8 protein-coding genes and 2 pseudogenes are annotated in these 11,516 nt (G+C 71.4%); 7 read left to right on the top strand and 3 right to left on the bottom strand.

Features of this window, described 5'->3' with window-relative positions; translation table 11 throughout:
- Nucleotides 1–342: 342 nt before the first annotated feature.
- Genes O3Q52_RS37955 through O3Q52_RS37945 form a run of 3 tightly spaced genes read left to right on the top strand, consistent with a single transcriptional unit; the run spans nt 343 to nt 4,992 of the window.
- Nucleotides 343–1,212 carry a branched-chain amino acid ABC transporter permease gene (locus tag O3Q52_RS37955; protein ID WP_269653145.1) on the top strand — a complete coding sequence of 290 codons (870 nt, stop codon included), beginning with the start codon at nt 343–345 and terminating at the stop codon, nt 1,210–1,212.
- A 12-nt stretch (nt 1,213–1,224) separates the two neighbouring features.
- Nucleotides 1,225–3,738, top strand: a complete 2,514-nt coding sequence (locus tag O3Q52_RS37950; protein ID WP_269653144.1) for an ATP-binding cassette domain-containing protein — start codon at nt 1,225–1,227, stop codon at nt 3,736–3,738.
- Nucleotides 3,739–3,795: 57 nt separating this feature from the next.
- Entirely contained in the window at nt 3,796–4,992 is a 1,197-nt protein-coding gene (locus O3Q52_RS37945) for an ABC transporter substrate-binding protein (RefSeq protein ID WP_269653143.1), read from the top strand.
- Nucleotides 4,993–5,118: 126 nt separating this feature from the next.
- On the opposite strand, the gene O3Q52_RS37940 is transcribed toward O3Q52_RS37945, so the two are convergent.
- Together O3Q52_RS37940 and O3Q52_RS37935 are read right to left on the bottom strand one after the other, a co-directional pair.
- Complete coding sequence (locus O3Q52_RS37940; RefSeq protein WP_269653142.1) at nt 5,119–5,478, bottom strand: NAD(P)-dependent oxidoreductase; 360 nt, start codon at nt 5,476–5,478, stop codon at nt 5,119–5,121.
- Nucleotides 5,448–6,110, bottom strand: coding sequence for an NAD(P)-dependent oxidoreductase (locus O3Q52_RS37935; protein WP_269653141.1), 663 nt, complete (start codon nt 6,108–6,110; stop codon nt 5,448–5,450). The genes O3Q52_RS37940 and O3Q52_RS37935 overlap by 31 nt, the downstream gene beginning before the upstream one ends.
- Before the next feature lie 465 nt (nt 6,111–6,575).
- Here O3Q52_RS37935 and O3Q52_RS37930 point away from each other — a divergent pair, with 465 nt between their 5' ends.
- The 4 genes and pseudogenes from O3Q52_RS37930 to O3Q52_RS37915 all read left to right on the top strand — a co-directional run.
- A complete protein-coding gene (locus tag O3Q52_RS37930) occupies nt 6,576–7,931 on the top strand; it encodes an MFS transporter (protein WP_269653140.1) in 1,356 nt (451 codons plus the stop codon).
- Nucleotides 7,932–8,002: 71 nt separating this feature from the next.
- Nucleotides 8,003–8,668 (top strand): HAD-IA family hydrolase, encoded by a 666-nt coding sequence (locus O3Q52_RS37925; protein WP_269653139.1) that lies wholly within the window; start codon nt 8,003–8,005, stop codon nt 8,666–8,668.
- A gap of 58 nt (nt 8,669–8,726) precedes the next feature.
- Entirely contained in the window at nt 8,727–10,121 is a 1,395-nt protein-coding gene (locus O3Q52_RS37920; protein ID WP_269653138.1) for an FAD-binding oxidoreductase, read from the top strand.
- A gap of 220 nt (nt 10,122–10,341) precedes the next feature.
- Nucleotides 10,342–10,974, top strand: a pseudogene (locus O3Q52_RS37915) (PucR family transcriptional regulator ligand-binding domain-containing protein); the annotation flags it as partial.
- Here the strand turns inward: O3Q52_RS37915 and O3Q52_RS37910 are convergent.
- Nucleotides 10,962–11,516 (bottom strand): annotated as a pseudogene (locus O3Q52_RS37910) (PucR family transcriptional regulator); the annotation flags it as partial. The pseudogenes O3Q52_RS37915 and O3Q52_RS37910 sit on opposite strands and share 13 nt — an antisense overlap.

Below are 11,516 nucleotides of genomic sequence, written 5' to 3'. Positions count from 1 at the left end.
GGTGCGGACGCGGGCGGGCTCTACCGGCGCGCCTACGCGGGCGGCCTCGCCCCCGCGCTCGTGTTCGGCCTGGCGGCGGCGCGGGCCGCGCTGCGCTAGAACCTGTCTGCCTGCCGGCCTGCCGGCCTGCCGGCCTGTCCGGCGGATCGTGCCGGACCGGCATCAGATCGCCCGCACTCCGACAAATCCCGTGCACGAGTCTTGCCCGTCCGGCACCGGAGTGCCTAGCTTACTGAATTGAGTTCACTTTACTAAGCGGCGAGTACCGCGTACCCGGCTTTCGAGCACGTGGCGCGAACACGCCGCACGCGCTTCTCGAAGCTCTTCGAAGAAGGAGGGACCGTGAGTCAGTTTCTGCTGGTCCTGGTCAGCGGCGTGGCCAGCGGAGCCGTGTACGGCCTCATCGGACTCGGCCTGGTCATCATCTATCGAGCCACGGACGTCGTGAACTTCGCGATGGCGTCCCTGGCGACCCTGGGCCTCTACGTGGCGGTCTCGCTCCGGGACCAGGGGGTGGCGACGGTGCTCGGCATCGTCGCGGCCGTCACCATCACCGTCGTGGCGGGCCTGCTGGTGCGCGAGACCGTGATCAGGCCGCTCGGCCAGGGACAACTGTTCTCCGCGCTGGTCGTGACGATGGGCGTGTCCCTGGTGGTCGAGAACGTGGCCAGTTCGATCTGGGGCGACGAACCGAAGTCCTTCCCCAACCTGGTCAACGGCACGGTGAGCTGGTCGGGCGCGGCACTGCCGGTCCAGAGCCTGGTGACGATCGCCGTCGCCGCGGTGGCGATGGCCGTCGTGGGCTATCTGTTCGCCCGCACCACGCTCGGCTCCGCGATGCGCGCGGTGGCCGAGTCCGCGGACACCGCGCGCGTCGTCGGACTGGGGGCACAGCGCCTGGCCCGGATCGCCTGGGCACTCGGCCTCGGCCTCGCCGCACTCGCCGCGTGTCTGTACGCGCCGAGGTCGGGCCTGGTACCGACCGCGCTCGTGGCACCGCTGTTCCGCGCCTTCGCCGGAATCTTCCTGGGCGGCCTGACGAGCATGTACGGCGCTGTCGTCGGCGGACTCACCGTCGGCGTGCTGGACAACCTCGCGGCGAACTACGCCTCCGCCAGCCTCCGGGACACCTTCGTCTTCTCGTTCACTGTTCTCGTGCTGCTGATCCGCCCTCAGGGCATCTTCGGCACCCGCACCTTCCAACGGGTCTGAGGGGTCGTATCCATGGTCTTCAACCGTTCCCTCCTCGCGAAGGCCGCGCTCGGGCCGGCCGCCGGCGCGGTGCTCATCGCCTTCATGGCCTCCGGCGCGATCCCGGCGTACCAGATGTACTCCGTGGCGCTCGCCGCGATCTACACCGTCGTCGTGCTGTCCGTCGGCCTGCTCGCCGGCTGGTCCGGCATCTGGTCGGTGGGCCACCCGGCGTTCTTCGCCATCGGCGCCTACTTCGCCGCGTACGGCAGCGGTCACGGCTGGTCGCTGGAGACGGTGGTCCTGGGAGCAGTGGTCACCGGAACCGTCCTCGGCGCCTTCCTGGGGTACGCGGGTGCCAGGTTCTCCGTGCTCTACATCGCCCTGCTGACGCTCGCCTTCACCATGGTGACGCTGGAGCTGGTCAACCGCTGGAGCAGCGTGACCGGCGGCGACCAGGGTGTCGCGGTGCTCCAACTGCGCAGTTCCCTGGGCCTGGGCACCCTCGCGGGCGGCAGCACCGAGTCCCAGTACCTCGCGGTCGGCGCCGCGGCCGTGGTACTCGCGCTGGCGGTACCGGCCGCCGCATCCGGACTGCGGATGCGGCTGGTGGCCGCGAAATCACATCCCCTGGCCGCCCGCACGATCGGCATCGCGCCCGAGGCGCAGTCGGCGCTGGCGTTCGCGGTCAGCGCCGCGTTCACCAGCTTCGCGGGTGTACTGCTCGGGCTCATCACCGGTTTCGTCAGCCCGGACCCGTTCTCCCTCAACCTCGGCATCGCGCTCATCGCGGCGTGCGTGCTGGGCGGGGTCGGAACCATCGTCGGCGCGGTGGCCGGCGGCGCCTATCTGACCTGGAACCCCTCGCTGTCGTCCGCCGTGGGACTCCCCCAGCCGGTCGTGCAGGGCCTCGTGCTGGTCGGGGTGCTGCTGTTCCTGCCCGGCGGAGTGGTGCCGTTCCTCAGCGCGCCCCTGCGGTCGGTGCTCCGGCGTGTGTGGCGACGGCCGGCACCCACGCCCCCGAAGCCAGCCCCTGCCGCCGACCTCGCACCGCGGCAACCGGCCACGGCCGCGGCCACAGGTGAAGGCGCCGTCGTACTGCGCCTGGAGCACGTGTCGGTCGCGTACGGCGGGCTGAAGGCACTGGAGGACGCATCGGTGTCGCTCCGGCAGGACGAGGTCCTGGCCGTGATCGGGCCCAACGGGGCGGGAAAGACGACCCTGTTGAACGCGGTGTCGGGCCTGACCGGCAACGGCCGGGTGAGCGGGACGGTCGATTTCGCGGGCGGTTCCCTGCTCAAGGCGCGGGCCACCGCGCGGCGCCGGCTGGGGATCGGCCGCACCTTCCAGCACGCGGAGGTGTTCTCCGAACTCACTGTCACCGAGAACGTGCTGTGCACGCGCCGCTGGATCACCGCCCGGGACCGGGCCGACGTCGCGCGGCTGCTCGACTCGGTCGGTCTCGCCGACATGGCCGACCGACGGCCCGGAGAGCTGCCGTTCGGGCTGCAGAAGCGCCTGGACCTCGCCCGTGCGATGGCTGAGGAACCGAGACTCCTGGTGCTGGACGAGCCGTTCGGCGGTCTGGACGCCGGCGAACGGGCACTGCTGGCGCAGCAGATCAGGCGGCTGCACGCCCAGGGCACCGCCGTGCTGGTCATCGACCACGTGCTCGACGACCTGTTCTCCGTCGCACACCGGGTGCTGGCCTTCGACTTCGGCCGCACCATCGGCGAGGGCACCCCGGACACCGTGCTGGACAACCCCGAGGTGCGGTCGTCGTACCTGGGTACCGTCGGCGGCCGGGCGGAGCTGCCCGAGCGGGTCGGTGAGCGGAGCGTGCTGCGGCTGAGCGGGGTCGGTCACAGCTACGGCGGCGTGGTCGCCCTGCGGGATGTCGACCTCGACGTACGCGAGGGGGTCGTGCTCGGGATCGCCGGGGCCAACGGCGCCGGGAAGAGCACCCTCGCCGGGATCCTGCACGGCTCACTGAAGCCCGCGCGCGGGAGCAGAGAGACGGGCGGGACCGTCCGTACCAGTCTGGCGCCCGAGGGACGGGCCCTGTTCAAGACGCTGTCCCTGCGGGAGAACCTCGAAGTGGCGGCCTACGCGGCGGGCATCACCGGCGCCCCGCTGCGCGAACGCCTCGCGGAGACAACCGAGTGGCTGCCGCCGCGGCTGCGCGACCGCATGTCCGTGCCGGCCGCCGGCCTGTCGGGCGGGGAGCAGCAGATGCTCGCCATCGCCCGTGCCCTGATCGTCAAGCCCGACGTCCTGATCGTCGACGAGCCGGCACTCGGGCTCGCGCCCGCGCTGGTCGACGAGGTGTACGACCGGCTGGTGCGACTGGCCCACGACGGCCTGACGGTCGTTCTGCTGGAGCAGTTGCTCAGCCGTGCCATGTCCGTCTGCCACGAGGTGGCCGTGTTGCACGAGGGGTCGGTCGCCGCTCAGGGGCGGCCCGGGGACCCGTCGTTCGCCGCCCTCGCCGAAGCGGCGTACTTCAGCGGCGCCCGGGAGACCGCCGCGACCACCGCTCGACTGTGAAACAAACTGAACTCATGTTGTGAACTGTTGTGAACGAGGTGGACCGTGTTCCGGACAATGAGAAAATTCCGCCGCGCCGCGGGAACGACGGCCGTCCTGGCCGTGGTGGCGCTGACCGCCAACGCGTGCGCCGACCAGGACTCCGCGGGAGCCGGCGGCAACGCGTCGGAGATCCACATCGGGGCGTGGCTCCCGACGACCGGCGCCACCGCCTCGTACGGTGTGCCGCAGAAAGCCGGCGCCGAGGCGTATTTCAAGATGATCAACGCATCCGGGGGCATCAACGGCCGCAAGGTCCGGTGGACCGTCAAGGACAACGCGGCCGATCCGCAGCAGACCGTGCAGATCGCACGCGAACTCGTCGGCCAGGACAAGGTCGTGGCCATCGTGAACGCGAACGGCACCTCCCAGGCGGAGGCGGCCTTCCCGTTCGTACTCAATCAGTCGAAGGTTCCGGTTCTCAACGAGGTGGGCGGCAACGAGTCCTGGTACAAGCCGCCGCGCCCCGGCCTGTTCGGCACCCAGACCCTCTACGAGGACCAGGCCGCGGCGATCGCGGCGTGGACGGTGCAGGACGGCGCGAAGAAGATCCTCGTCGTACACAGTGACCCGGCCGCGTTCGTGAACGTGGCCAAGCAGGTCGAGCCCGTCGCGAAGAAGGTGGACCCCTCGGTCGAGGTCGACCGGCTGACGGTCAAGTACCAGACCACCGACTACACCCCCGTGATCAGCAAGGTGAAGGCCGCGAAGACCCAGGCGGTGATCCTGATCCTCACTTCCCCCGAGGCCGCCGCCTTCCTGAAGGAGGCCAAGCTGCAAGGGCTGTCGCTGCCCACGTACGCCTACGCGCCGGTCGCCGCGGAGTCGACGGTCTCCCTCGCCAAGGACGCGGCCGAGGGCCTCAAGGCCGTGCAACTGGTCAAGGCGCCCTCCGACTCCGACCCCGCGGTCAAGGAGTTCCGGACCGCGATGGCCAAGTACGAGCCCGACGAGACCGCCGGATTCCTCGCGCTGTGGGGCTGGAGCAACGCGAAGGTGTTCGCGGAGATAGCGAAGACCATCAAGGGGCCCGTCACGGCCGACGCGCTCGGCAAGGCGTACGAGAAGGCGACGAAGGTGGACACGGGGGTGTCGCCGGTCATGAACTTCAGCCCGTCCAACCACCTCGGCACCCGTAGCGTGCAGCGCGTGGTCGTGAAGGACGGGGTGTGGACGTCCGAAGGCGACTTCTACACACCGCCGAAGCGCGGCTGACGCCGACCCGGGGCACCACACAAGCACGGCGGCGGTGACGGCAGCCGTGCTCGTGTGGTGCCTCGCCTGTTGCCGCCAATCGCACCGCCGCCCGGTCCGACGACACGTACAGGGCACGAGAACGGGTCACGTCGGAGACGTCCCCACCCGCTCCTCCCGCACATAGCCGTGCGCCTTGTCGACCACGTTGCGCAGTCGTCTTCCCTCGGCCCTGCGGGTCAGGTTGTCGAGGAACAGGTCGGCGAGGTCGGCGCGCCAGCCGGTGACTTCGCCGGCCGTGTGCGGGGAGACGATGACGCCGGGCAGGTCCCACAGGGGTGAGGCGGCGGGCAGGGGCTCGTGGGCGAAGACGTCCAGGGCCGCTCCGGCCAGGCGGCCGTCGGTGAGGTGCCGGACGAGTGCCTCCTCGTCGACGAGTCCGCCCCGGCCCACGTTCACGAGCCGCGCGCCGGGCTTCATCGCCGCGCGCACGGACGCGTCGACCATGCCCCGGGTGGCCGCCGTGAGAGGAGCGGCGAGCACCACGTAGTCCGCCCCTGCCAGGCGGGGCGCAGCCCGGAGGGGGCGTGCACGGTGCCGAAGTCGGGGTCCTCCGCGCACTCCGTACGTCCTACGGCGCTCACACGCATGCCGACGGCGCGGAGCATGCGGGCAACGGCTCGGCCGATGGGGCCCGTGCCCCACACGAGGACGGTCCGTCCGTCGATGCGTTCGCTGTCCCGGGGCCGCCACTCGCGGCGCCGCTGGTGTTCCCAGGTGCCCGGGAAGTCCTTGGCGAGGGCCAGGATCAGACCCAGCACGTACTCGGCGATGGGCCGGTCGTAGACGCCGCGCGAGTTGGTCAGCACCACCCGGGGGTTGTCGACCAGGGCCGGGAAGAGCAGCGAGTCGACGCCGGCGGCGGCCACGTGCACCCAGTTCGGTGCGCTCGACGGGTCCTCCGGCCAGGCCGCCTCGACCGCCGGGGTGATCGAGTGCCAGCAGAGCAGGGCGTCCGCGCCGGGCAGGAGGTGCGGCAGTTCCTCTTCGGTGGCGTACACCGTGTCCGCGAGGCTTTCGATGCCGGCGGCGTTGTGCGGCAGGATGCCGCGGTGCAGGACGACGAGCCGGTCAGCCAAGGCGGTTCTCCCACGGCGTGAGTCGGTGCGGGGGCGGCTGGTACGAGGTACCGCTCCCACCCTCCGGGGGGCGTGGCGGAAGGGTCAATGACCACGGTGTTCTGCCGGGGCGGCCGCTGTGGACGGTGTGTCAACCGGTCGGCGGCCACGGAACACACTGTCCACCCGCCGTCTCCCAAGAGAACACCATGTTCATTGACGGTGGATCCACGCTGAACCAGGGTGATGGCCAACCCCGGACCGCTTCGCCCGGCCACCCCGGTGACGACCGGTCCGCACCGCGTACAGCGCTGTGCGCCTTTCCCCCTCAAAAAAAGATCCCGCGGATCCCCCGCATATCGTCCGCATCTCCCGCATCCCCGCATCCCCGCTTTCCAATGCTTGACGTACGAAGCCTCCTACGCCCGGTCGCCCTGCCGGCGCGCGTCCCCCTCGACTTCCCGCGTCCCCCCAGGAGCCTCAAGCATGTCCCTGACCTCATCAACCACCGGCGGGGCCTCGTCGCTCGACGACGCGCCCGTCAGTTCCTTCCACCGCCGGATCATGGTGGTCGCCATGGGCGGCCCCTTCTGCGACGGCTATCTGCTCGGAGTGATGGGCGTCGCCCTCGGCCTCATCACGCCCGCACTCGCCCTCGACACCCTGTGGACGGGCCTGATAGCCGCCTCCGTCCTGGTGGGCGTGTTCATCGGCGGCGCGGTCTTCGGCCCGATCACCGACCGGGTCGGCCGTCATCTGATGTACGTCCTCAACCTGGCCACCTTCGTCGTCTTCTCGGCGCTCCAGTTCTTCGTCACCGAGGCCTGGCAGCTGCTGGTGCTGCGGCTGCTCATCGGCATCGCGATCGGCGCCGACTACCCCATCGCCTCCGCCCTCACCACCGAGCTGGTGCCCCGCCGGATGCGCGGCCCGGCCCTGTCCGGCCTGGTCCTCGCCTGGTGGGTGGGGTACGGCGTGAGCTACTGGGTGGGCTGGGCGCTGACGGGCCTCGGCGGCGACTCCTGGCGCTGGATGCTGGCCTCCGGGACGGTCCCCGCGCTCATCTTCCTGTTCATGCGGGCCGGTATCCCCGAGTCCCCGCGCTGGCTGGCCTCGCGCGGCCGCATGGACGAGGCGAAGGCCGTCGTCCGCAAACACCTCGGCCAGGAGGTGAGCGACGAGGAGCTGCTCGCGGAGGGCCGCCAGGAGAAGCGCGGCGGCTCCGGGCTCGGCAATCTCGTCGAGATCTTCAAACGCGGCTACACCGTCCCCGTCGTCTTCTGTTCCGTGTTCTGGATCTGTCAGGTCTCGCCCGCCTTCGCGGTCCGCTCCTTCCAGCCGCAGATGCTGTCCGCGTTCGGCGTGGGGAGCACGTACGGTGCCAGCGCGCTGATCACCACCATCGCGGTGGCGGGCATCGGGCTCGGCCTGGTGGTCGTCAACCGGATCGGCCGCCGCTCGCTCCTGATCAGCAGCTTCGTGTGCATCAACGTCTCGCTGATCGCGCTGGCGGTCCTGCCGCTGCACTGGGCCTTCGTGGTGGTGGCCCTGTTCGCCGCCTTCCAGTTCTTCGAGGCGGCGGGCAGCGGTCTGCAGTTCGTCTACCCGAGCGAGCTGTTCCCGACCGACCTGCGGGCCACGGGCGTGGGCATCGCCACCGCGATGAGCCGCGTGGGCTCCGCCACCTCCACGTTCCTCCTGCCGATCGCCGCCGAGGACCTGGGCGTACGCGGCACCCTGGGCATCGCCGTGGCGATCACGCTGGTGGGACTCGTCGTCTCCTGCTTCCTCGCCCCCGAGACCAAGGACCTGGGCCTCACCGAGGCCAGCAGCCGCTCCTGAACCCGCTCACCCCGTCACCGCCTCGCCTCCAAGACACCTCAACCCCCGCCCCACACAGAGGAGTTCACTCCATGCGCAAGGTCGTCAGCTTCGACTGCTACCGGACCCTCATCAACTTCGACACCCGGAGCGCCACGCACGAGATCGTCAAGGACCGGCTGGCCGAGTTCGCCGTCGACCCGGACCAGTTCCACCACGACGCGTACGTCATGCGCTTCCAGGGCGTCGTCGACGACTACCGCCCCTACCGCGAGGTCGTCCGCCGCACCCTGCGCAACGTCATGCTGCTGCACGGTCTGGAGTACCGGGACGAGGACGGCGAGGCGCTGATCGAGGCCATCAAGAAGTTCACGCCGTTCCGCGAGGTCCCGGACGCGCTGCGCCGCCTCAAGGGCGAGTACGACATCGCCATCCTCTCCAACAGCGAGGACGACCTCATCTCGTACGCCGTCGACGAGCTCGGCGTGGAGTGGGACTACGTCCTCACCGCCGAGCAGGCCGGAGCGTACAAGCCGCTGCCGCAGGCCTTCGAGTACCTGATGAAGGCCACCGGGCGCGGCCCCGAGGACATCATCCACACCGCGCAGGGCTGGGAGTACGACATCATGCCGACCAAGCGGTACGAGGGCATGCGGCGGATCTGGGTGAACCGGTACGGCTTCCCGGGGTCGGCCGCCTACCAGCCGTACGAGGAGATCAGCAACCTCTCCGAGCTGCCTCCCCTGCTGGGCGTCTGACCTTCGTCGTCTCCTCGTTCTCTCGTCTCCTCGGCCAGTCGCCGTGAAAGGACATCCCGTGAGCGCCACCACGCTCGGTCAGCCCGGCCCGGTCAACGGCCGGATCTCCCACTGGTTCGCCGAACTGCCCACCCCACGCGCCGCGTTGCCCGGTGACCGCGACGCCGATGTGTGCATCGTCGGCGCCGGACTGACCGGACTGTGGACCGCGTACTACCTCAAACTGGCCGACCCGTCGCTGCGGATCACCGTCCTGGAGGCCGAGTTCGCCGGGTTCGGCGCCTCCGGCCGCAACGGCGGCTGGGCGTCGGGGCTGATGCCCGGCGCCCGCGACCGACTGGCGAAGCAGTACGGGCGGGATGCCGTGCTCGACTACCAGCGCGTGATGAACGAGGCCGTCGACGAGATCGTCGCCGTGGCCGAGCGCGAGGAGATCGACGCCGGCATCGTCAAGGGCGGCACCCTGCGGGTGGCCCGCACCCCCGCCCAGGCGACGCGGCTGCGCCACAAGACCGAGGCCGACCACGAGTGGGGCGTGCCGGACGCCGTGATGCTCACACCGGAGGAGGCCGCGGACCGCATCCGCGTCGACGGCATGACGGCCGCGGCCTGGACCCCGCACTGCGCCCGGCTGCAGCCCGCGGCCCTGGTCAAGGGGCTCGCCGACACCGTCGAACGGCTCGGTGTGACCCTCTACGAGAAGTCCCCGGTCACGGCCATCGAGCCCGGCCGGGCGGTCACCGCTCACGGCACGGTCACCGCGCCCGTCGTCCTGCGTGCGACGGAGGGGTTCACGGCCTCGTTCAAGGGGCTGCGCCGCGCCTGGCTGCCCATGAACAGCTCGATGATCGCCACCGAACCACTGCCGAAGGAGGTGTGGGAGGAGATCGGCTGGGCGGGCCGCGAGACGCTGGGCGACACGGCACACGGGCACATGTACGCGCAGCGCACCCCGGACGACCGGATCGCGATCGGCGGCCGCGGCGTCCCGTACCGCTTCGGCTCCCGCACGGACGACGCGGGGCAGGTGGACGCCCGGACCATCGGCCAGCTCACCGACACGCTCTACGGGATGCTGCCGCAGACCGCCGGCGCCCGGGTCGACCACGCCTGGTGCGGTGTGCTCGCCGTGCCCCGCGACTGGTCCGCCACCGTGGGCCTCGACCGCGCCACGGGGCTCGGCTGGGCCGGTGGCTATGTCGGACACGGTGTGACCTCCACCAACCTCGCCGCCCGCACCCTCACCGATCTGGTGCTCCGGCGCGAGTCCCGGCTGACCCGGCTGCCGTGGACCGGGCACCGGCCCGGCACCTGGGAGCCGGAACCACTGCGCTGGCTGGGTGTGCGCGGGCTGTACGTCGCCTACCGGTGGGCGGACCGGCACGAAGCCGGCGGGCGGGCCCGCACGTCTCCCATCGCCACCGTCGCGGATCTCATCGCGCGGCGGCCCTGACACGTCCCGTCGGTTCTGGCCGACTTCTCGCCGCGGGACGCGTGGTGCGTCGGCGGCTGTCAGTCCGGTGTGGTTGCTCGCGCCGTTCCCCGCGCCCCTACGGGGCGGGGCGCGGCGCTGAGCTGGGCAATCGGGCCTTGCGTCGGTCTGTCTCACCCCTCAGAGTGGTCCGGACATCGTGCCGGGTCGGTCGGCACGTCGTCGGACTGGAGCTGTCCCCATGCCGTTCCTCACGGTCGCGGACGTGCTGCGGCTGCCCGTCATCGCCGCCGGTCTGCCCCGGGTCGCGGCAGGCGAGGACCAGCTGTCGCGCAGGGTCCGCTGGGTCCATGTCACCGAACTGCTCGACCCGGCCTCCTTCCTGGAGGGCGGCGAACTCGTCCTCACCACGGGCATGCCGCACCCGGCCGATCCCACCCAACTGCGCGGCTATGTCGACCAGTTGGCGGATGTGGGCGTGGCCGGGCTGGTCGTCGAGCTGGGGCGCCGCTACCAGCACGCGCCGCAGGAGCTGGTCACCGCCTGCCGGGAGAGGGACCTGCCGCTGATCGTGCTGGCGCGCGGGGTGCGGTTCATCGAGGTCACCCAGACCGTCCACGCCCTGATCCTGGACGCGCAGGGCGAGCTGTTGCGCCGCGCCCAGCAGGTGCGCGAGCTGTTCACCTCGCTCACCCTGCGCGGAGCGGACCCGGAGGAGTTCGTGCAGGCCGCCGCGGACCTCACGGGGTGTCCGGTGGTCCTGGAGAACCTGATCCACCACGCGGTGATCTGCCGGACCGCAGGCCCTCCGGACGGACAGGTCCTGGAGGCCTGGCCGCGGCGCTCGCGCACCGCCCCCACGCCGGACCGGGCGGCGGCGGACTCCACGACCTCACCGAGCCCGCCCACGAGATCACCGCCGGCCTCGGCAAGAACGGCGGCGGCCTCGGCGCTGACCGTGGTCCCGCCGCCGTCCTCCGCATCCCCGGCCCGAGCCCGGGCCCGCCCGGCGGAAGCCGACGCGGCCTCGGCCAGGATCATCCGGTAGGGCGCGTCCAGCAGCCCCCCGTACAGGTCCCCGGCGACCCCGCGCGCGTGATCCGGCTGCCCGGCCAGCAGCATCCGCAGCACGGCGGCCCCGATTCGCTGCTCGGCGGCGTACAACGACCGGGACCGCTCGGTGGTCAGCGTGAGCAGGGCGATGGCCGAGTGCACGGCGTACCGCTCGGCCGTACCCAGCGCGGCCGCGGTCCCCACGGCGAGCGCGGCCCGGGCCCGACGCCCCGTCCCGAGCGAGTGCAGCTCGACCCGGTCCTCGCCGCTCCCGTCCCCGCCGTCACCACTCCCACCGTCGCCCGCGCCGCCGACGACGGAACTCGCGGGCGCGGCCCGCTCCCGCAGCCGCTCCACGTCGCC

Source organism: Streptomyces sp. ActVer (genome assembly GCF_027270795.1).
In the GTDB taxonomy this organism is placed as follows: domain Bacteria; phylum Actinomycetota; class Actinomycetes; order Streptomycetales; family Streptomycetaceae; genus Streptomyces; species Streptomyces umbrinus_A.
The sequence above is the reverse complement of the archived record's forward strand: the minus strand, read 5'-3'. Positions and strand labels throughout refer to the sequence as shown.

What these genes read in the sequence shown, in the direction of transcription:
- O3Q52_RS37950 (WP_269653144.1), top strand. Translation starts at nt 1,225, where the DNA reads ATGGTCTTCAACCGTTCCCTCCTCGCGAAGGCCGCGCTCGGGCCGGCC.
- O3Q52_RS37945 (WP_269653143.1), top strand. Translation starts at nt 3,796, where the DNA reads ATGAGAAAATTCCGCCGCGCCGCGGGAACGACGGCCGTCCTGGCCGTG.
- O3Q52_RS37940 (WP_269653142.1), bottom strand. Translation starts at nt 5,478, where the DNA reads ATGGTCGACGCGTCCGTGCGCGCGGCGATGAAGCCCGGCGCGCGGCTC.
- O3Q52_RS37930 (WP_269653140.1), top strand. Translation starts at nt 6,576, where the DNA reads ATGTCCCTGACCTCATCAACCACCGGCGGGGCCTCGTCGCTCGACGAC.
- O3Q52_RS37925 (WP_269653139.1), top strand. Translation starts at nt 8,003, where the DNA reads ATGCGCAAGGTCGTCAGCTTCGACTGCTACCGGACCCTCATCAACTTC.